The 19,875-nt window shown below is 62.0% G+C and carries 18 protein-coding genes; 13 read left to right on the top strand and 5 right to left on the bottom strand.

Annotated features, from left to right (window positions below):
* Window positions 1–13: 13 nt before the first annotated feature.
* On the bottom strand, window positions 14–1,291 hold the full coding sequence (locus GGD40_RS27585) for a hypothetical protein (RefSeq protein ID WP_179745800.1): 1,278 nt from the start codon (window positions 1,289–1,291) through the stop codon (window positions 14–16).
* The gene (locus tag GGD40_RS27590) at window positions 1,282–1,491 is read right to left on the bottom strand and encodes a hypothetical protein (RefSeq protein WP_179745801.1); all 210 of its coding nucleotides are present in this window, start codon (window positions 1,489–1,491) and stop codon (window positions 1,282–1,284) included. Before GGD40_RS27590 ends, GGD40_RS27585 begins: the two co-directional genes overlap by 10 nt.
* 1,198 nt (window positions 1,492–2,689) lie before the next feature.
* Here GGD40_RS27590 and GGD40_RS27595 point away from each other — a divergent pair.
* From GGD40_RS27595 to GGD40_RS27655, 13 genes are all read left to right on the top strand, one after another.
* Window positions 2,690–5,062: a bifunctional salicylyl-CoA 5-hydroxylase/oxidoreductase gene (locus GGD40_RS27595; protein WP_179745802.1), complete on the top strand. Its 2,373-nt coding sequence runs from the start codon at window positions 2,690–2,692 to the stop codon at window positions 5,060–5,062.
* A complete protein-coding gene (locus GGD40_RS27600; RefSeq protein ID WP_179745803.1) occupies window positions 5,059–5,841 on the top strand; it encodes an SDR family NAD(P)-dependent oxidoreductase in 783 nt (260 codons plus the stop codon). The genes GGD40_RS27595 and GGD40_RS27600 overlap by 4 nt, the downstream gene beginning before the upstream one ends.
* Window positions 5,838–6,395, top strand: a complete 558-nt coding sequence (locus GGD40_RS27605; protein ID WP_179745804.1) for a MarR family winged helix-turn-helix transcriptional regulator — start codon at window positions 5,838–5,840, stop codon at window positions 6,393–6,395. The genes GGD40_RS27600 and GGD40_RS27605 overlap by 4 nt, the downstream gene beginning before the upstream one ends.
* Window positions 6,396–6,422: 27 nt before the next feature.
* Window positions 6,423–7,274 (top strand): enoyl-CoA hydratase family protein, encoded by an 852-nt coding sequence (locus GGD40_RS27610; RefSeq protein ID WP_179745805.1) that lies wholly within the window; start codon window positions 6,423–6,425, stop codon window positions 7,272–7,274.
* Between the two features lies 1 nt (window position 7,275).
* The gene (locus tag GGD40_RS27615; protein ID WP_179745806.1) at window positions 7,276–8,484 is read left to right on the top strand and encodes an acyl-CoA dehydrogenase family protein; all 1,209 of its coding nucleotides are present in this window, start codon (window positions 7,276–7,278) and stop codon (window positions 8,482–8,484) included.
* Window positions 8,481–8,924, top strand: a complete 444-nt coding sequence (locus tag GGD40_RS27620; protein WP_179711482.1) for an acyl-CoA thioesterase — start codon at window positions 8,481–8,483, stop codon at window positions 8,922–8,924. The genes GGD40_RS27615 and GGD40_RS27620 overlap by 4 nt, the downstream gene beginning before the upstream one ends.
* Window positions 8,921–9,316, top strand: coding sequence for a RidA family protein (locus GGD40_RS27625; protein WP_179711480.1), 396 nt, complete (start codon window positions 8,921–8,923; stop codon window positions 9,314–9,316). Before GGD40_RS27620 ends, GGD40_RS27625 begins: the two co-directional genes overlap by 4 nt.
* A 92-nt stretch (window positions 9,317–9,408) precedes the next feature.
* Entirely contained in the window at window positions 9,409–11,049 is a 1,641-nt protein-coding gene (locus GGD40_RS27630) for an AMP-binding protein (RefSeq protein ID WP_179713934.1), read from the top strand.
* A 102-nt stretch (window positions 11,050–11,151) separates the two neighbouring features.
* The gene (locus GGD40_RS27635) at window positions 11,152–11,829 is read left to right on the top strand and encodes a glutathione S-transferase (protein WP_179711478.1); all 678 of its coding nucleotides are present in this window, start codon (window positions 11,152–11,154) and stop codon (window positions 11,827–11,829) included.
* 186 nt (window positions 11,830–12,015) lie between these two features.
* The gene (locus tag GGD40_RS27640) at window positions 12,016–13,509 is read left to right on the top strand and encodes a DHA2 family efflux MFS transporter permease subunit (protein ID WP_179745807.1); all 1,494 of its coding nucleotides are present in this window, start codon (window positions 12,016–12,018) and stop codon (window positions 13,507–13,509) included.
* Between the two features lie 95 nt (window positions 13,510–13,604).
* Window positions 13,605–14,438, top strand: coding sequence for an AraC family transcriptional regulator (locus GGD40_RS27645; RefSeq protein ID WP_179745808.1), 834 nt, complete (start codon window positions 13,605–13,607; stop codon window positions 14,436–14,438).
* Between the two features lie 109 nt (window positions 14,439–14,547).
* The gene (locus GGD40_RS27650) at window positions 14,548–16,587 is read left to right on the top strand and encodes a M3 family metallopeptidase (RefSeq protein ID WP_179745809.1); all 2,040 of its coding nucleotides are present in this window, start codon (window positions 14,548–14,550) and stop codon (window positions 16,585–16,587) included.
* 380 nt (window positions 16,588–16,967) lie between these two features.
* The gene (locus tag GGD40_RS27655; protein WP_257030727.1) at window positions 16,968–17,861 is read left to right on the top strand and encodes a serine hydrolase domain-containing protein; all 894 of its coding nucleotides are present in this window, start codon (window positions 16,968–16,970) and stop codon (window positions 17,859–17,861) included.
* Window positions 17,862–17,887: 26 nt separating this feature from the next.
* Here GGD40_RS27655 and GGD40_RS27660 read toward each other — a convergent pair whose 3' ends face one another.
* The 3 genes from GGD40_RS27660 to GGD40_RS27670 all read right to left on the bottom strand — a co-directional run bounded on the left by GGD40_RS27660 (window position 17,888) and on the right by GGD40_RS27670 (window position 19,861).
* Window positions 17,888–18,652, bottom strand: a complete 765-nt coding sequence (locus GGD40_RS27660) for a ParA family protein (protein ID WP_179711469.1) — start codon at window positions 18,650–18,652, stop codon at window positions 17,888–17,890.
* A 73-nt stretch (window positions 18,653–18,725) separates the two neighbouring features.
* Window positions 18,726–19,463 (bottom strand): GGDEF domain-containing protein, encoded by a 738-nt coding sequence (locus tag GGD40_RS27665; protein ID WP_179745811.1) that lies wholly within the window; start codon window positions 19,461–19,463, stop codon window positions 18,726–18,728.
* Between the two features lie 11 nt (window positions 19,464–19,474).
* Window positions 19,475–19,861 carry a DUF1987 domain-containing protein gene (locus GGD40_RS27670; RefSeq protein ID WP_179711465.1) on the bottom strand — a complete coding sequence of 129 codons (387 nt, stop codon included), beginning with the start codon at window positions 19,859–19,861 and terminating at the stop codon, window positions 19,475–19,477.
* Window positions 19,862–19,875 lie beyond the last annotated feature (14 nt).

Raw genomic sequence — 19,875 nt, forward strand, 5'->3', positions numbered from 1 at the left:
GCCCATGAGGACTTCACTCCCCGTCGTCCGAACCGTGTGATTCAGATGAACCGTCGAACGATTGGCCGCCGAGACTTTGCTCGTTTGTGGCGCGCCTCGCCGTGTGACGCGCGGGCCTCTTTTGGGACTTGACTAGAGCAACTCGAGGCGACGATGGCACCGGAGCCAGCGTGGGCGCGGCCGCTTGGGGAGGCGTCGTTGCTTGCGCTTGGGAAGAACCGCTACCAAAAAAATAGAATGCGATGAATGCACACGCTACGCCAGCGAAAACTACGCCCCCTACCAGCAGGCGAAACCTCAGCTTCTTTCGCAACGCCGTAAGCTCAGCGCTGGCGGCCGCCGCGAGCTCGCTCGCTTTAGCCGCTCCAGACTTTGCTGCCGCCAAATTGTCCTTCGTCGCCTTCAGGCTTTCGCGCGCATCGGTCAGCTCGCCCTCCTGGTTAGCAACTCTTGTCACCAACTGATTCGCTCTTGTTCGTTGGTTGACAGTGTCCTGCGTCAAACGCGCGACCTCCTCCTCGGCTTTCTCAAGACGCTTTTTATAGGCATCTTGCATTTCTTTTCGGTCGGCGTTTGCCGCGAGCAGCTGCTGTTCAAGCTCTCGAACCATCTCCTCGAGAAGCTCTTTTGAACGCCTGTCACTGATGACTGTTCCTGCCAAGAAGCCCCCTTGCTGTAGCGTTCTGCAAATCCAAGCCACATGCTCCTCTTCGTGCTTCGCCGTGCTGTCACTTTCATGGCGATATTCGAAAAATTCGGGCAGCTTGACCTCAACGACGGGTATGCCAAGCTCCCGCAGTTGCCGTTGCTTTTCGACGGGTACCGCGTGCTTGTGGTGAACCTCAACGTACACCTCACCCTCCCACCGAAGTGCGAGGTTCGTCGCTGACGTGAAACGAAGGTATGCGTCCGCGAAGTACTTGCCATCGTCAAACACAATTTCCTTTTCGGTTGCACCGGCCTGTATTTGGATTTGATGTTCCCCGAAGTTTTTGAGCTTTAGTTGGGTCCCAGTTATTCTCGAAATCGCTTCCTTAAACAGGCGGTGTGACAGCGACTCCCCCGGGCCGCCCTTTGTTGCGTCAGCTTTGTTCTTGTACTTAAAGAAGGTCGTGCCGGTCTTGAGGACCACATGCTCCATTGGCCACCTTGAGCCCGACTTATGTGCGCTCCAGTAGGTCTTCTCGAGCGACTTGCCTCCGTGGGGAATGCGCGCGGTGCGTTCATGAGTGGCGCTCACGTAGGCTGGACCCGTTTTGTTCACATATGCCCAAGGATGTTCTACTGCCATCGTTTCTTCCCAGTAACGTTCAGTGCGAAGTGGCTTCCTATCTGACTCGTGCCGCCTGCGACATCATCCAGCGGCGTGCCCTGACCGCGCGACAATAACTGGCAGACATATTCAGCCGTTGCAAGCGCGGCAATAAGATACGCGAGGTTCGTTTTTTTAGCTTTGGAACCAAAATTCGGCGGCAGAAAAGAATCAGCCATGTCCTAGATAACGGCCCAAACTCTGTTCACTAAAGAGTCTTTTCCGCATAAACCTTGGAGAACTCGCCCGGTAGTTGCTAGCCGATATGGTCACCGACGTCAACGTCGTCCGCCGTGAACTTGGGCTTAGCGACGAGATGGTCTAATGGATTCAGCGCGCGCTTGACCGGCTTTCTTGCGCGCAGTCGGTGCTGGAAACAATGAGAGTGGAGAGCGTAAGGACGAGCGGTGTCGGGCCGAAAGGCGACGGGCCGGGAATGAGACAGACGGCGATGCGGGATGCTGTGGATGCCGTCGCGGAGATGCGAGCGGCGGTCGAATTGCTGGCAAGGGGGGGTGGCCGGAGGATTATCCGGCCGGGGCGGTGGAGTGGCTGTTGCTGCAGCCTTGTGGAGTCAAGCGAGCGCTTTAGTGAGCCATCATGGGAATAGGTCACTTCTTCCGGCTAACCCTCCCCATCAAGGGCTTAGAGACTGCAGGGAGCCACTACTAACTGAAACTGAAAGTTCCCCCTAGCCGAATGTAACAGTGGGCCTCACCTCGGGCACCGAATACAACAACGCCGACGGTTTTTGATGTGCTCCTAGCAAAGAAAAAGGCGCTGGAATCGCTCCAGCGCCTTTCGTCGATTAGTTTGTTATACGCCCCGCCGGCTAAGGCTTCCAAGGGTTCAGCTACCCCGTAAATAAAACTTTTTCACGGCAGCGTAAATAAAACTAATCCACCTTTGCAAATCAGACTGCCAAGTGCTCGGCAACGTCCACCGTCACCGACTTCGCCAGATTCCACGATTTCTCGACCTATTAGTTTCGGTTAACCGTTGCCACGCGGGCGTTTCGGGGTGAATTTCTGTGACCGCTAACCGAAACTGATAGCGCACATTAATCAAAACTAATAGTGCTCCCCAACACGCAGACCGTTAGGTGCTCGATAACCTCCACCGTCACCGACTTCGCCAGATTCCGCCGATTCTCCACTTCATCCAGTCAGCGTCCCCCTTCCGCGTCGGGCAGCGAGGCTGCCATGCCTGACTTCGTTCTCTCGGATCACTTCGACCGTCTATATTTCACCCCGACCGACTTTATTTCTTCCGATCAACAAAGTTCAGACCACGAGCCTCGCCCACCGACATTTACTTGACATCTAAACTATCTAGGCCTAAATTATCTCCAAGCGGAATCCTTCTTGGAGAACAAGCATGCGCATCGTCTGTATTGGCGGCGGCCCGGCCGGGTTGTACTTTGGCCTGTTGATGAAGGGCCGGAACCCGGCGTACGAAGTCACCGTCGTGGAGCGCAACCGCCCGTACGACACCTTCGGCTGGGGCGTGGTGTTCTCCGACCAGACGCTCGGCAACCTGCGCGCGGCAGACGCGCCCAGCGCCGACGCGATCCTCGACGCGTTCAACCACTGGGACGACATCGAGATCAATTTCCGCGGCGAGCAGGTCCGCTCGTCGGGCCACGGCTTCTGCGGTATCGGCCGTAAGCGTCTGTTGAATATCCTGCAGGCGCGCTGTGAAGCGCTCGGCGTCAAACTGGTGTTCGAAACCCAGGTCACGGACGACACCGTCTACGAAGCCGACCTGATCGTCGCCTGCGACGGCGCCAACAGCGCGGTCCGCCAGAAGTACACCACCACCTACCAGCCCACCATCGACACGCGCGATTGCCGCTTCGTCTGGCTCGGCACCAAAAAGCTGTTCGACGCCTTCACCTTCGCGTTCGAAGAAACCGAATTCGGCTGGTTCCAGGCCCACGCGTATCGCTTCGACGATGAGACCTCCACGTTCATTGTCGAAACGCCGGAGCGCGTGTGGCGCGCCGCCGGTCTCGACGAAATGAGCAAGGAAGACAGCATCGTCTTCTGCGAAAAACTGTTCGCCAAGTATCTGGACGGCAACCCGCTGCTGTCGAACGCCGCGCATTTGCGCGGGTCGTCGCAATGGATCCGCTTTCCGCGCGTCGTCAACGAAGAATGGGTTCACTGGCGCGACAACGCAGACGGCTCGCAAACGCCGGTCGTGCTGATGGGCGACGCCGCGCACACTGCGCATTTCTCGATCGGCTCGGGCACCAAGCTCGCGCTTGAAGATTCGATCGAACTCGCCAACAGCATCGGCGCACATCCGGGTGACTTGCCCGCCGCGTTGCAGCACTACACCGACGTACGCAGCATCGACGTCCTGCGGATTCAGAACGCCGCGCGCAATTCGACCGAATGGTTCGAGCACGTCGACCGTTACACGGCGTTCGAGCCGGAACAGTTCGCGTATTCGCTGCTCACGCGCTCGCAGCGCATCTCGCACGAAAATCTGCGCGAACGCGACGCGAGCTATCTGTCGGGATTCGAAGACTGGCTCGCCGAGCGTTCCGGCGTTCAACGCGCGCCCGAAAAACATTCCGTTCCGCCGATGTTCACGCCTTTCAGACTGCGCGGCGTGACGCTGAAGAACCGTGTTGTCGTATCGCCGATGGCGCAATACTCGGCCGTCGACGGTATTGCCGGCGACTATCACCTGATGCACCTCGGCGCGCGCGCCATGGGCGGCGCTGCGCTCGTCATGACGGAAATGACCTGCGTGTCGCCCGAAGCGCGTATCACGCCCGCCTGTCCCGGCATGTATGCGCAGGAACATCTGAGCGCGTGGAAGCGCATTGTCGACCTTGTGCATGGTCAGTCGGATGCGAAGATCGGCATTCAGCTCGGCCATTCCGGCGCGAAAGGCTCGACACGTATTGCGTGGGAAGGCATCGATCAACCGCTTGCCGACGGCAACTGGCCGCTGGTCTCGGCGTCGCCGCAACAGTATCTGCCGGGAGTCAGCCAGCATTCGCACGAAGCCACACCTGACGAACTGCGCGAGATCGAAGCGCAATTCGTCCGCGCTACGCAAATGTCCGCCGAAGCCGGTTTCGATTGGCTCGAATTGCACTGCGCGCACGGCTATTTCCTGTCGAGCTTCCTGTCGCCGCTCACCAACCAGCGTACCGACGAATACGGCGGCTCGCTTGAAAACCGCCTGCGCTATCCGCTGCAAATCTTCAAAGCGATCCGCGCGGTGTGGCCGCAAGACAAGCCGATTTCCGTACGGATTTCCGCGAACGACTGGGTCGAAGGCGGCACGACACCCGACGACGCCGTGCAAATCGCCCGCGCCTTCAAAGCCGCCGGCGCCGACATGATCGACGTCTCGTCGGGTCAGGTCAGCAAAGCGGAAAAGCCGGTCTACGGCCGCATGTTCCAGACGCCGTTCGCCGACCGCGTGCGTAACGAAGCCGGCATCGCGACGATCGCGGTCGGCGCGATCTCCGAAGCGGATCACGTCAACAGCATCATCGCGGCGGGCCGTGCGGATCTGTGCGCGATAGCGCGCCCGCACTTGGCGAATCCGGCGTGGACGCTGAACGAGGCCGCAAAAATAGGCTATTTCGATGTGATGTGGCCGAAGCCCTACACGGCGGCGAAGTCCCAACTCGAACGCAATCTGGAACGCGAGCGCGCTCAAGCGGCGGCGAACGCCGGTCTTTCGCCGCAAGAACGCGCGCAACGCGCGGAGGGCACCACGTGAATACGGCAACTCACAACTCGACAACGCTCGCAGGACAACATGCGGTGGTGACCGGCGGCGGCAGCGGCATCGGCGCGGCTGTAGCGCAAACGCTGCTGCGCGCCGGTGCGCGTGTCACCCTGATGGGCCGCAACGCGGAACGGCTAGCGGCACAGCGGGAACAATGCCAGGCGCTCGGCGACGTGACCTGCATCAGCGTGGATGTCACGCAGGAAGAGTCTGTCGCGAATGCGTTCGCTCAAGCGGGCGCGGTGGACATCCTCGTCAACAACGCCGGTCAGGCACAAGCCGCGCCGTTCACGCATACCGACATGGCGCTGTGGCAGCGCATGCTCGACGTGAACCTCACCGGCGTGTTTCTCGGCACGCGCGCGGTGCTGCCCGGCATGCTCGAACGTGGCCATGGGCGCATCGTCAACGTCGCGAGTACGGCGGGACAAATCGGCTACGCCTACGTGGCCGCGTATTGCGCCGCCAAACACGGCGTGATCGGCCTGACCCGCTCGCTCGCGCTCGAAGTCGCGACCAAAGGCATCACCGTCAACGCCGTCTGCCCCGGCTACACGGAAACCGAACTGCTGCACGCATCGCTCGAACAGATCACCAGCAAGACCTCGCGCACCGAACAGCAGGCGCGCGACACCTTGCTGCGTTCGAATCCGCAACGTCGCTTCGTGAGTCCGCAACAAGTCGCCGACGCCGTGCTCTGGCTGTGTCAGCCGGGCTCGGACGCGATCACGGGGCAATCCCTGTCCATCTCCGGTGGAGAAGTCATGTGACCAAGTCAACGAACCTCAAGAAAACCGCGGCGAGCGAGTCGAAACCGCCGCGCAAAGGCGTCGCCAAACCCGCGGAGAACGTCGTGGACCTCGAAATGAGTACGGGCGCCGATAGCCACATGGGTTTGCGTTTGTGGCTGCGCATGCTGACCACCACCAACCTCGTGCAGGCCGAACTGCGCAAGCGCTTGCGTACCGAATTCGACACCACGTTGCCGCGTTTCGATCTGATGGCGCAACTCGAGCGTCATCCCGAAGGCCTGAAGATGACCGAGCTGTCGCGCCGTTTGATGGTGACGGGCGGCAACGTCACCGGCATTACGGACCAGCTCGAAAAAGAAGGGCTCGTTTCGCGCGACAACGATCCGAACGATCGCCGTTCGATCAGCGTGTGCCTGACGCCCGCCGGCCGAAAAGCGTTCGACCGGATGGCGGTCGCGCACGAACAGTGGGTGGTCGAACTGTTCGGCGGCCTGAGCCTCGACGAAAAATCGCGGACCCATGAACGTCTCGGCAAGCTCAAGCAACATTTGCTCGACACGCTGAAAGACTGAACCGCACCGCCGACCCTGGAGACACCCATGACACGATCCAACGCCGACGCGCTGCTAGCCGGCAACCGTTTGACGCTCGCCGGTTACGAAGCTCAGCACTTCGGCTGGCACGTCGCCGATAAGGTCGCGACGATCACGCTGAACCGTCCCGAACGCAAGAACCCGCTGACCTTCGAGTCGTATGCGGAGTTGCGCGACCTGTTCCGCCAACTGAGCTACGCGACCGACATCAAGGCCGTGGTGATTCACGGCGCAGGCGACAATTTCTGCTCCGGTGGCGACGTACACGACATCATCGCGCCGCTGATCGATCTGCCGATGCCGGAATTGCTGCTCTTCACGCGCATGACCGGCGACCTCGTCAAAGCCATGCGCCATTGCCCGCAACCGATCATCGCCGCCGTCGATGGTATCTGCGCCGGCGCGGGCGCGATCCTCGCGATGTCGTCCGATATGCGCCTGGGCACCGCGCGCAGCAAGCTCGCGTTTCTGTTCTCGCGCGTCGGCCTGGCCGGCTGCGATATGGGCGCTTGCGCGATGCTGCCGCGCATCATCGGTCAAGGCCGCGCCGCCGAATTGCTGTTCACCGGTCGCTCGGCAAGCGGTGACGAAGGTCACGCATGGGGTTTCTACAACCGCCTGTGCGAACCCGCCGCGCTGCTTGAAGACGCGCAGAAGCTCGCCGCCGATCTGGTCGCCGGCCCAACCTTCGCGCACGGCATCACGAAGAAGATGCTGCACCAGGAATGGAGCATGAGCATCGACGAAGCAATCGAATCGGAAGCGCAAGCGCAGGCGATCTGCATGAGCACGCGCGACTTCGAACGCGCGTACAGCGCGTTTGCCGCGAAATCGCGTCCGGTGTTCGAAGGAGATTGAATTGAGCGCCGATAACCATACGGATCTGCATAGCGCGTTGGCGTGGCCGTTCTTCGAGCCGCGTCACCGCGAATTGGCCACGGGTATCGAAACATGGTGCCGGGCGAATCTCGGCCATGAATCGCACGACGACGTCGACGCCACCTGCCGCCACCTGGTGCGTGAACTCGGCGCGGCCGGCTGGCTGAAATACGGCGTGGGCGGCGTGGCCTACGGCGGCCACGGCGATACGATCGACACGCGCGCCGTCTGTCTGCTGCGCGAAACGCTCGCCAAACATTCGGGTCTCGCGGACTTCGCGTTGGCAATGCAAGGCCTCGGTTCGGGCGCCATTTCGCTTGGCGGCACGCATGAACAAAAAACCCGCTACTTGCCGCGCGTAGCCAACGGCACGGCGCTCGCCGCGTTCGCGTTGTCGGAGCCCGAGGCCGGCTCGGACGTCGCCGCAATGGCGCTCTCCGCTCGCGAAGACGGCGACGCTTACGTGCTCGACGGCGACAAGACGTGGATCTCGAACGGCGGCATCGCCAATTTCTACGTGGTGTTCGCCAGAACCGGCGAAGCGCCGGGCGCGCGCGGCATCACCGCGTTTATCGTCGACGCGGACACGCCGGGGCTTGAAATCGCCGAACGTATCGACGTGATCGCGCCGCATCCGCTCGCGCGTCTGCATTTCGCGGGTGCACGCGTGCCGCGCAGCCAGATGCTCGGCGCGCCTGGCGAGGGTTTCAAACTCGCGATGCGCACGCTGGATATTTTCCGCACGTCGGTGGCGGCCGCGTCGCTGGGATTCGCGCGTCATGCCATGGCGGAAGGCCTCGCTCGCGCTTCGTCGCGCAAGATGTTCGGGCAGACGCTCGGCGATTTTCAGCTGACGCAAGCCAAGCTCGCGCAGATGGCGTTGACGATCGACAGCAGCGCGCTGCTCGTCTACCGCGCCGCCTGGTTGCGCGATCAGGGCGCAAACGTCACGCGCGAAGCCGCCATGGCGAAGTGGCAGGCAAGCGAAGGCGCGCAGCAGGTGATCGACGCGGCCGTGCAACTGTTCGGCGGCATGGGCGTGCAGAGCGGCACCGCGGTCGAGATGCTGTATCGCGAGATTCGTGCGCTGCGCATTTACGAAGGCGCGACCGAGGTGCAGCAGTTGATTATCGGCCGCGATCTGTTGAAAGCGCATGCCGCTGAAGCCGGCCGGGGCGACACGAAATGAACGCGTCCTTCGAAAGGCCCGTGCGTATCCGCTTCTCGCACTGCGACCCGGCGGGCATCGTGTTCTTTCCGCAGTACCTGGTGATGACCAACGCGCTGGTCGAGGACTGGTTCAACGAAGGCTTGCACGTCGACTACGCGCAGATGATCAGTCAGCGGCGCGTCGGTCTGCCCATCGTCAAACTCGACTGCGAGTTTTCGCGGCCGAGCCAGATGGGCGAAACAATCACGCTCACGCTGAACGTCGCGGCAATCGGCCAGCGTTCGATCTCCATCGAGATTGTCGGCCATTGCAACGGTGAAACCCGTTTCCGCGCGAAACAGGTGCTGGTGACGACCTCGCTCGACCGCGGCGTCTCTATCGACATTCCCCCGGACATCGCGAGCGCGCTCGCGGCGTTCGCCCCTCAGCCCGACTCCATCGAGGCGCATCGCTCATGAAAAAAGCTCTTCTCCCCGCCGGTTGGATCAAACCGCGTGGCTACGCGAACGGCGTCGCGGCCACCGGCACGCAGGTGTTCATTGCCGGCCAGATCGGCTGGGACGAACAGGCGCGTTTCCAGACCAGCGACTTCGCGGCGCAAGCCATCCAGGCGCTCAAGAACGTGGTGGCCGTGCTGCACGAAGCGGGCGGCACACCGGCGCACCTGGTGCGAATGACGTGGTACGTCACGGACAAACGCGAGTATCTCGCGGCGCTGAAAGACATTGGCCGTGCGTTTCGCGAGCTGATCGGCGACTACGACATCGCGATGAGCGCGGTGCAGGTCGTCGCGCTGATCGAAGACGAAGCCAAGGTCGAGATTGAAGCGACCGCGGTGATTCCGCAGTAACGCCGTACGCCGCATACGGAAGCAACACGCAAACGCAGCACGAGAAAGCCCACCGAAGCGCATTCAGCCGGCACACCGCCCCGGAGACCATGATGGAACCGTCAGCACACATCGACACCTTCGCGCGCGACAATCTTCCGCCGCAGGATCAATGGCCTGTCTTTCTGCTGGACAACCCGGACGTGGCCTACCCCGCGCGGCTGAACTGCGCGACCGAGTTGCTCGACCGAAGCATCGAAGCGGGCCATGCCGACCATCCGGCAATCTGGTCGGAGGTGGACGGCAAGCCGCACGCCACGACGTACGGCGAATTGCTGGCGCTGGTGAATCGCAGCGCACACGTGCTGGTCGATGAAATGGGTTTGCAGCCCGGCAACCGGGTGCTGCTACGCGGCCCCAACACGTTGCATATGGCGGTCACCGCGCTCGCGGCGCTGAAGGCCGGGCTGGTCGTGGTGCCGACCATGCCGCTGCTGCGTGCCAAGGAACTGAAGCAGATCATCGAGAAAGCGCAGGTCGGCGCGGCGTTGTGCGACGCGCGCCTCACCCAGGAACTGGCGCGCTGCACCGATCCGCAGGACGAGTTCTACTGCGCAGGACTGAAGCAAACGCGCCTCTTTCACGACGACGCCGCCGATTCGCTCGACACGCTGGCGGTCAACAAGCCCGACGATTTCACCGCCTGCGATACCGCCGCCGACGACGTCTGCCTGATCGCCTTCACCAGCGGCACGACTGGCGCGCCGAAGGGCTGCATGCACTTTCATCGCGACGTCGTGGCCATGTGCGATCTGTTTCCGCGTCATGTGCTCAAGCCGACGTCGAGCGATATCTTCTGCGGCACGCCGCCGCTGGCGTTCACATTCGGGCTCGGCGGGCTGTTGTGCTTTCCGCTGCGCGTGGGTGCATCCACGGTGCTGATCGAGAAGCTGACGCCGGAAACGCTGCTGCAAACCGTCGAACGTTTTCATGCGACCGTGATGTTCACCGCGCCGACGTTCTATCGGCAGATGGCGCCGCTCGTCGCGCATCACGACATTTCAACGCTCAAGAAAACCGTGTCGGCGGGTGAGGCCTTGCCCGATTCGACGCGGCGCCTGTGGCACGACGCGACCGGCATCGAGATGATCGACGGCATTGGCGGCACCGAACTGATCCACATTTTCATTTCCGCGCAGGGCGACACGATCCGCCCGCATGCGATCGGCCGCGCGGTGCCGGGTTACGTCGTGCAAGCCGTCGACGACGACATGCAGCCGGTCGCGCCCGGCACGATCGGCAAACTCGCGGTGCGCGGCCCGACCGGCTGCCGCTATCTCGCCGACGACCGGCAACAGAAGTTCGTGCGCGACGGCTGGAATCTGCCGGGCGATTCGGTCTATCTCGACGAAGACGGCTACGTGTTCTACCAGGCGCGCGCCGACGACATGATCGTCTCCGCCGGTTACAACATCTCCGGTCCTGAAGTGGAGAGCGTGCTGTTGCAACACGAAGCCGTGGCGGAATGCGGCGTGATCGGCGTGCCCGATGAAACGCGCGGGCAGATCGTCAAGGCGTTCGTGGTGCTCAATTCCGGCTATGAGCCGGACGACAAGCTGGTCGCTCTGTTACAGGATTTCGTGAAAAACAGCGTGGCGCCGTATAAATATCCGCGCGTGATCAGTTTCGTCGGCGCGCTGCCGCGCACCGAAACCGGCAAGCTCAAACGCTTCGAGTTGCGCTCGATGGCCTAAGTCTCACGCAGCAAGTCGTCGAACCCAGAGGCGTAACTAGAGCCCCGCCTCTGCGCAACACCCCTATGATGTGACACTCCACTGGCTACCGTCCCTCGACCCATGCTGACTGTCCATCATCTGAACAACTCCCGCTCGCAACGCGTGTTGTGGCTGCTCGAAGAACTCGGCGTTCCGTACGAGATCAAGCGGTACCAGCGCGACCCGAAAACCATGCTGGCGCCGCCGGAGTTGCGCGCGGTGCATCCGCTCGGCAAGTCGCCCGTTATTACCGACGACGGCCAGACCGTCGCCGAATCGGGCGCGATCATCGAATATCTGATCGGCAAATATGGCCAGGGCCGCTTTGCGCCGGCGCCGGGTACGCCCGAGCATCTGCGCTACACGTACTGGCTGCACTATGCGGAAGGCTCGGTCATGCCGCCGCTGCTGTTGAAGCTGGTGGCGCTGCGCATTGCCGGTGCGCCGATGCCATTCTTCGCGAAGCCGATTGCCCGCAAGATCGCCGCGACGCTGCAATCGACCTTTATCGACCCGCAGTTGAAGTTACATCTCGGCTACATCGATAAGGAGTTGAGCGCGACCGGCTGGTTCGTCGGCAACGACTTCACCGCCGCCGACGTGCAGATGAGCTTTCCGCTCGAAGCTGCCACCGCGCGCGGCGGCATGGAAGGCCAGATTCCCGCGATCACCGGCTTCCTCAAGCGCATTCACGCGCGGCCGGCTTATCAGCGTGCGCTGGAACGCGGCGGCAAGTACGAAATCATCGGCGGCGACTGATCCGCGCAGCACCCAGAAACTCGTAGTTGTGGCGCGAAAGTGGCCGGTGCTAGACTGAAATTCCTATTGCCATCAACGGGTTGCCGGCGTTTCTTGCGTTAAGCGGCGGCCGATCCGTTATCCGCGCGAACCGGCCGGGTTGCATCCCCCGAAAAGTCGGTCGAGAGCGGCACAGGAGTTCCCCGCATGACCCATTCCCTCCACGGCAGGCAACGCTGGCTGGCGCTGATCGTTCTGTGCCTCGGCGTGCTGATGATCGTACTCGACACGACGATCGTGAACGTCGCGTTGCCGTCCATCGCGGCGGATCTCGGCTTTACCGAAACGTCGCTCGTCTGGGTGGTCAATGCGTACATGCTGACCTTCGGCGGTTGCCTGCTGCTCGGCGGGCGGCTCGGCGATCTATACGGCCATCGCAAGCTGTTTCTCGGCGGCATTACGCTGTTCACGCTGGCGTCGCTCGCTTGCGGCCTGGCGAACTCGCAGGGGCTGCTGGTCTGCGCGCGTGCCGTGCAGGGTTTGGGTGGCGCGATCGTGTCGGCGGTGTCGCTGTCGCTCATCATGAATCTGTTCACCGAACCCGGCGAGCGCGCCAAAGCCATGGGCGTGTACGGCTTCGTGTGCGCGGGCGGCGGCAGTATCGGCGTGTTGCTCGGCGGACTGCTGACCAATCTGCTGAGTTGGCACTGGATCTTTCTCGTCAATCTGCCGATCGGCATTGCCGTTTACGCGCTGTGCGTCGCGTTGCTGCCGTCCGCGCGCGGTCATGCTCACGGCGAACGGCTCGACGTGGCGGGCGCCGTGTCTGTTACGGCGTCGCTAATGCTCGCCGTCTATGCCGTGGTGAACGGCAACGAGGCCGGCTGGACCTCCCTGCAGACGCTCGGGTTGCTGTTCGCGGCGCTGGCGTTGCTCGCCGTGTTCCTCGTGATTGAGGCGCGAGTCCAGCATCCGTTGATGCCGCTCGGACTGTTCCGCTTGCGCAATGTCGCGACCGCGAACGTTGTCGGCGTGTTGTGGGCTGCCGCGATGTTCGCGTGGTTCTTCATCTCGGCGCTGTATCTGCAACGTGTGCTCGGCTATCGGCCGTTGCAGGTCGGGCTCGCCTTTCTGCCCGCCAATCTGATCATGGCCTTCTTTTCGCTGGGCCTGTCGGCGCGGGTGGTGATGCGCTTCGGTCTGCGTATTCCGCTAGCCGTCGGCCTGCTGGTCGCCGCGTGCGGCCTTGCGTTGTTCGCGCGCGCGCCGGTGGGCGGCAGTTTCGTAGTCGACGTGATGCCGGGCATGATCCTGCTCGGCTTCGGCGCCGGCATCGCGTTCAATCCCATGCTGCTCGCTGCCATGAGCGACGTCGACCCGAGCGATTCGGGTCTCGCGTCCGGTATCGTCAATACGTCGTTCATGATGGGCGGCGCGCTCGGTCTCGCGGTGCTGGCGAGTCTCGCCGCCGCGCGCAGCGACGCGATGCAGGCATCACAGGGTGCCGTGGCGGCGCTCAACAGCGGCTATCACCTGGCGTTTCTATTCGGCGCGATTTTCGCGGCGTCGGCGGGCGTGCTGGGTGGTTTGCTGCTGCGTCCGGGGCAGCAAGCTGCCGCGAACGCAACACCGGGACACGATGCCGCGCCGTCGGCGCATTCATCTGTCCCGGAGAGCAAAGCGGCGGCGCAGAACTCGTGAGTTCTATCGTCTGAACGGTTGCAAAAGCGCAATCCCGATCAAATGGATCCGTCCGCGGTTAGCTAAGCTGGCTTCATGCTGATGTGAGAGCCGATATGGACCCGGTTGGAAAAGCGCTCTGGTTTATCGAAAGTCACTTTGCCGACGCGTTGACGCTCGACGACATTGCCGACTGCGGCTGCGTATCGCGCTTTCACATGGCGCGCGCTTTCGAAGCGGCCACCGGGCTTTCGGTCATGCGCTACGTTCGCGCACGTCGTCTGAGCGAAGCCGCACGGCGTCTTGCCGGCGGAGCGCCCGAGATACTGGCGGTCGCGATCGACGCCGGTTACGGCTCCCACGAAGCATTCACGCGTGCGTTTCGCGAGCAATTCGGGCTCGCGCCCGAAGCGTTGCGCGCGCGAGGTCATCTCGACAACCTTGCACTCGTGGAGCCGATCAAAATGGACGAAACTCTTCTCACGCATCTGGAACCGCCGCGCTTTGTGGACGGCGAGCCGCTACTCGTCGCCGGTTTGGGCGAGCGCTATACGTGCGATACCAGCACCGCGATTCCGTCGCAGTGGCAGCGCTTCAACGCTTATTTCGGCAAGGTGCCGGGACAGGTGGGCGGCGTCGCCTACGGCGTCGGCTACAACGCCGACGAAGCCGGCAATTTCGACTACCTGTGCGGCGTCGAGGTCAGTGACTTTTCGGCCTTGCCGGCGGAGTTCAGCCGCGTGCGGATTCCCGCGCAACGGTATGCGGTGTTTAGCCATCGCGAGCATGTGTCGACGATTCGTCGAACCATGAATACGATCTGGAATCAATGGCTGCCGGCGTCGGGACACACACCGGCGGATGCGCCGCATTTCGAGCGCTATGACGAGAAATTCGATCCAATCAGCGGCATGGGTGGGTTGGAAATCTGGTTGCCGTTGAAGGGCTGATTCGTAGCGGTAGTGAAACACTTCAGCATCGCTTTCCTTGCGCTCACCGTCGACGGCAATGTCTTATCATGTCAGCTCCTGGACCCTGACGCCCACAAGGCAGATCGCGATGACCGACCACAGCAACCCGCTGTTGCAAGACTGGCAAACCCCTTACCAACTGCCGCCCTTCGCGCAGATCAAGCCGGAGCATTTTGCGCCGGCTTTCGCCGTCGTATTCGCGGCGCATCTCGCGGAAATCGACGCGCTGGCCACCCATCCGGCCGCCCCGACATTCGACAACACCGCAGTCGCGTTCGACGCCGCCGGCGCAGGGCTGAATCGCGTGCGTCTGGCCTTTGAAAATCTGTGCTCGTCGGAATCGTCGCCCGCGTTGCAGGCAGTAGAGCGCGACATGGCGCCGCTGCTCGCCGCGCATGACAGCCAGGTCTCGATGCATGCCGGCTTCTTTGCCAGACTGAACGCGGTGCACCAGCAAGCCGCAACGCTGGAATTGAACGAAGAACAGCAACGCCTGCTGCAACGACTGCATACCGATTTCGTCCGCACGGGCGCTACGCTGGAAGGCGCCGCCCGTGAGCGCTTCGCTGCAATCGCGGAGCGGCTGGCCGAGCTATACACCCACTTCGCGCAAAACGTCCTAGCCGATGAATCCAGTTACCAATTGCCGCTGACTACCGAAGCCGACCTCGCCGGTCTGCCCGATTTTCTTCGCCAGTCGGCGCGGAGTGCGGCTCAGGAACGCGGCGTCGAAGGCTACGTCATCACGCTTTCGCGTTCACTGGTGCAGCCGTTTCTCACGTGGTCCACGCGTCGCGATTTGCGCGAAGCCGCATGGCGCGCATGGACCGGCCGTGGCGAAACGCCCGAGCGGGACAACCGCCCGCTGGCACGCGAAATCCTGATATTGCGCGCGGAACAGGCACGTCTGCTCGGCTACGACAACTACGCGACGTACGCGCTGACCGACCGCATGGCCGGCGAACCCGCCGCCGTGTACGACCTGTTCAGCCAGGTCTGGGAACCGGCCAAAGCGAGCGCCGAGCAGGAACGGCAGGCGCTGGTCGCGCAGGCCGCCGCGCTCGGCGAACCCACCGACATCGAACCGTGGGACTGGTACTACCTGGCCGAGAAAGTGCGCGTGGCCCGCTACGCGCTGGACGACGCGGAAGTAAAGCCGTACTTCAGCCTCGATGCCATGCTGAACGCCATGTTCGATTGCGCCAGCCGCCTGTTCGGGGTTCGCTTCGTCGAGCAGACCGGCGTGCCGCTGTATCACCCGGACATACGCCTGTGGGAAGTGCGGCGCGGCGACGAGCTGGTCGGCGTATTCCTCGGCGATAACTTTGCGCGGCCGAACAAGCAGGGCGGTGCATGGATGAGCGTCTATCGGACTCAGACGCGCAACGGCGGCAAGGCGATTCCGCTCGTGGTGAACAACAACAATTTCGCGCGCGGGGGCAACGGCCCCACGCTGCTCAGTTTCGACGATGTCCGTACGCTGTTCCATGAATTCGGTCATGGTCTGCATGGCTTGTTGTCCGATGTGACTTATGGACGTCTGGCCTGCACTAGCGTGCCACGAGACTATGTCGAACTGCCGTCGCAGCTCATGGAAAACTGGGCCACGGTGCCGGAAGTGCTGGCAAAGCACGCACGCCACGCGACGACCGGTGCGCCGATTCCCGCCGCGCTGATCGAGCGCATTCGTGCTTCGCAGACTTTCAATCAGGGGTTTACGACGGTGGCCTATACGTCGTCGGCTCTGGTCGATATGGCGCTGCATCTGCACGAAGACCCCGCGAGTATCGACATTGCCGATTTCGAAGCGCGCGAGTGCGAGCGTCTCGGCGTGCCGCCCGAAGTGGGGATGCGTCACCGCTTACCTCACTTCGGCCATGTTTTTGGCGGTGCGTACTATGCCGCGGGCTACTACGTCTACATGTGGGCGGAAGTGCTGGAAGCCGAGGCGTTCGACGCATTCGAAGAAGCCGGCGACGCCTTTGAACCGGTGTTAGCCGACAAGCTGCAACGTTATGTCTATAGCGCCGGGGATAGCCGCGAACAGCGTGCTGCGTTCCGCGCGTTCCTTGGCCGCGATCCGAAGGCCGCGCCGATGTTGCGCAAACGGGGATTGCTGGCTTGTTAGTTCAAGCTACCAGGTGAAATCCGTCGCTAGTCCGCGACGGATTTTTAATCGGGCGACGTTGAAGAAAAGGCATAGAACCGACAGCGAGCCAAACCATGTCAGAGATGGGGAATACGTCAGCCCTGCGCAAAACGACTCGGCAATGGGGAATCCCTCGCGTGCTTGTCACCGCGGGATTCGTATCGATGCTCGGCGCATGTGCATCGGAGCAACCATCGGCGTCGGTATCAGCATCCGCGCCTTCACCCGACGCGTCCAACCCGCAATCCACATTTCCCAGCGCCGACTGGACGCAAGCGCCGCCAGCCACGCAGGGTTTCTCGCAAGAGGGTATCGACCGCGCTGTCTCCTACGCGAAGCAGCAAGGTTCGACGTCCGGCATGATCGTCCACAGCGGCGTAGTCGTTGCCGAATGGGGTGACGTATCGAGAAGATCCAATCTCTATTCTGCGCGCAAGAGCTTCATAAGCGCACTAATCGGCATCGCGGTCGGACGTGGTCAGATGCACCTCGACGATACGCTCGCGCAGCTCGGCGTCGACGACAACGAACCCGCGCTTTCGCCGACCGAAAAGCAGGCAACCGTGCGCATGCTGCTAGAGGCGCGCTCCGGCGTCTATCACCCGTCCGTGTACGAAACGGCGGAGATGCAAGCTACCAAGCCGCCGCGCTACAGCCATCCGCCGGGTACGTTCTGGTATTACAACAACTGGGACTTCAACACAGTCGGCGCGATCTACGCAAAGGCCACCGGCCAGGACATTTTCCAGGCGCTTCAGACGGAGATCGCGAACCCCATCGGCATGCAGGATTACCGGCCGTCGGACGGCCACTATGTGTCCGGCGGCCTCGCCACGCGGTATCCCGCCTATCTGATCGACATGAGCGCCCGCGATCTTGCCCGTTTCGCGCTGCTGTATCTGCACGATGGCCGTTGGCGCGACCGGCAGATCGTGCCGGCTGAATGGGTCGCCGAATCGACGCAATCGTATTCGGACACGACGACCGGCGGTTACGGCTACATGTGGTGGACCAGCGTACCGGCAAGCCGGCCTCGCGGCCCGAAAGCGGCGCTGCTGAGGCCTACTTTCTGGGCCGATGGTCACTTGGGTCAATATGCCGTCGTCGTGCCGTCGCTCGATCTGGTGGTGGTGAACCGGATCGATGCGCGGCTCACGTCGAAGCGCATGGGGCAACTGAAAATGGAGAAGCTGGTGTGGTTGGCCGAGTCCGCGCAAAACGCGAGCGGGATCGGACCTGAGCCCGCCAACTAAACCTCAAGTAAAGCGAAAGCGTCCCGCTATTCGCTCAGCTCACGATGCAACGCGCGATATTCCTGCGAAAGCTTATGCCCCGGATCGAGGTGAATGACGGGCTTCGCCTGCTGATGCGATTCGCGAATCTTCACCGACGAAGACAGCCGCGAAGCCAGCACCGGCAGGCCCTCGGCGACGAGCTCGTCGACCAGTTGCTGCGGCAGGCTCGCGCGCGGTTGAAACTGGTTGATGACGATGCCTTCCACCTCCAGCGCGTCGTTGTGATCCTGCTGGATCTCCTTCACGTTTTCCAGCAACGTGTACAGCGCGCGACGGGAGAAGTCGTCACAGTCGAACGGAATCAGACACCGCTCGACGGCGATCAGCGCGGAGCGGGTATAGAAGTTCAGCGCCGGCGGCGTGTCGATATAAACCGCGTCGTACCTATCGAGCTCGTTGAGCGCATCGCGCAGCTTGTAGATCTTGTAGCGCGATTCCAGCTTGCCGTGCAACGCGTCCAGGTCCGCATGAGCGGGCATGATGTCCAGATTCTCGAATGGCGTCGGATGAATGAACGACGTGATTTCCACGGGTTTGAAGCTGAACGTCAGCGCGGTTTCAAAGAAGCCGGCAACGGTGGGATGCGCCTCGCTGGTCTTGGCGCCGAGCAGGTATTGACTTGAATTCGCCTGCGCATCGAGGTCGATCACCAGCGTACGCAAACCTTCGCTGGCGCTGATGGCCGCCAGGTTGCACACGATCGTCGATTTACCTACGCCACCTTTCTGATTGAATACGACGCGCCGCATATTCTCCCCTTGCACGGAAGCTAACCCGAAGACCCCAGCATACCTGAGTCGTGTGTCTCCGGACGCGGCACTGTCAGCAGGCCAGTTGCTGATCGGCAAACTCCACGCAATTGCGCCCTCCGCGTTTCGCTTTATACAAAGCGGAATCCGCTAAGCCGTATGCGGTGTCGAAATCAGTCCGCGCCGCATTGGCGCTGACGCCAAAGCTGGCCGTAATGCGACGATTCACGGGCGCCGCGAACACATGATTCCCGATCGCCGCACGCATTTTCTCGGCTAATTGCAGGGCGTCGGCGAGATTGTGCCCCGGCAACAGCACGGTAAACTCTTCGCCGCCGACACGGCCGATCACCCCGCGATCACCGACAATACGCCGCAAGCAATCGACGATACCAAGAATCACCGCGTCGCCAACCGGGTGTCCGAAATCGTCGTTGACCTTCTTGAACTCGTCGATGTCGAGCAGGATCATCACGGCGCGATCCACTCGCAACGCCTTGATGGTCCGTTCGATCACCGCGCTGCGGTTCAGCACATCGGTCAACGCGTCGTGAGTCGCGCGATATTGCAGTTGCTGGGTCAGCGCGTGCATCTCGCGCTCGGCGCGGTCGCTGCGTCCAATCAGGCGGCGCGTTTCGCGCATCAGGCGCTCGAAATGCCCGATCAATTCAGCCAGCGCCAGGCGCGACTGCACGGCGTCCGCGTCGGCATTCGCATGAATCGCGCGGGCCTTCTCCAGCGCCTCGCTCTCGTTCCGGAACAGGTCCGGAGCGTCGTTCGAAGGTGTGTCCGAAGAGGAAGTTGACACCACCGTAACCGTCCTTATGTCGCAACCGGGCAATCGGTAAACTGGATCGCCGTGAAATCGGCCTGCAATTCTTCACCGAATTCGAGAATGGTTTCGTCTTCGGCGTCGCGGAACCACCGCACGAGTACCTGATTGCCCGCCGAAGCCGCCTGATCCAGCGCATCGAACACGCTGAACAGCATTTTCGTGCTCGAACTGTTGAAGTACGTGAGCGTGACCTCGACCGTGATCACGGCGTCGTGACAACCCGCCAGGTAGGCGCGAAGCTGCTCGATGATCGGGGCATAAAACGCGGCCGCATTCTCGGGATACGACTCGCCCCGAAACGTCAGCCTGTTCTGATCGAATTGAAAATCGACTTCCGGCGACGTCGTCGTGGCCGCAATATAAAGATTATCCATGGCGCGTACTCGTC

Source organism: Paraburkholderia bryophila (assembly GCF_013409255.1).
In the GTDB taxonomy this organism is placed as follows: domain Bacteria; phylum Pseudomonadota; class Gammaproteobacteria; order Burkholderiales; family Burkholderiaceae; genus Paraburkholderia.

Coding starts and splice junctions, on each gene's coding strand:
- GGD40_RS27585 (WP_179745800.1), bottom strand. CDS start 1,291: ATGGCAGTAGAACATCCTTGGGCATATGTGAACAAAACGGGTCCAGCC.
- GGD40_RS27590 (WP_179745801.1), bottom strand. CDS start 1,491: ATGGCTGATTCTTTTCTGCCGCCGAATTTTGGTTCCAAAGCTAAAAAA.
- GGD40_RS27595 (WP_179745802.1), top strand. CDS start 2,690: ATGCGCATCGTCTGTATTGGCGGCGGCCCGGCCGGGTTGTACTTTGGC.
- GGD40_RS27610 (WP_179745805.1), top strand. CDS start 6,423: ATGACACGATCCAACGCCGACGCGCTGCTAGCCGGCAACCGTTTGACG.
- GGD40_RS27620 (WP_179711482.1), top strand. CDS start 8,481: ATGAACGCGTCCTTCGAAAGGCCCGTGCGTATCCGCTTCTCGCACTGC.
- GGD40_RS27625 (WP_179711480.1), top strand. CDS start 8,921: ATGAAAAAAGCTCTTCTCCCCGCCGGTTGGATCAAACCGCGTGGCTAC.
- GGD40_RS27630 (WP_179713934.1), top strand. CDS start 9,409: ATGGAACCGTCAGCACACATCGACACCTTCGCGCGCGACAATCTTCCG.
- GGD40_RS27635 (WP_179711478.1), top strand. CDS start 11,152: ATGCTGACTGTCCATCATCTGAACAACTCCCGCTCGCAACGCGTGTTG.
- GGD40_RS27640 (WP_179745807.1), top strand. CDS start 12,016: ATGACCCATTCCCTCCACGGCAGGCAACGCTGGCTGGCGCTGATCGTT.
- GGD40_RS27645 (WP_179745808.1), top strand. CDS start 13,605: ATGGACCCGGTTGGAAAAGCGCTCTGGTTTATCGAAAGTCACTTTGCC.
- GGD40_RS27650 (WP_179745809.1), top strand. CDS start 14,548: ATGACCGACCACAGCAACCCGCTGTTGCAAGACTGGCAAACCCCTTAC.
- GGD40_RS27655 (WP_257030727.1), top strand. CDS start 16,968: ATGATCGTCCACAGCGGCGTAGTCGTTGCCGAATGGGGTGACGTATCG.
- GGD40_RS27660 (WP_179711469.1), bottom strand. CDS start 18,652: ATGCGGCGCGTCGTATTCAATCAGAAAGGTGGCGTAGGTAAATCGACG.
- GGD40_RS27670 (WP_179711465.1), bottom strand. CDS start 19,861: ATGGATAATCTTTATATTGCGGCCACGACGACGTCGCCGGAAGTCGAT.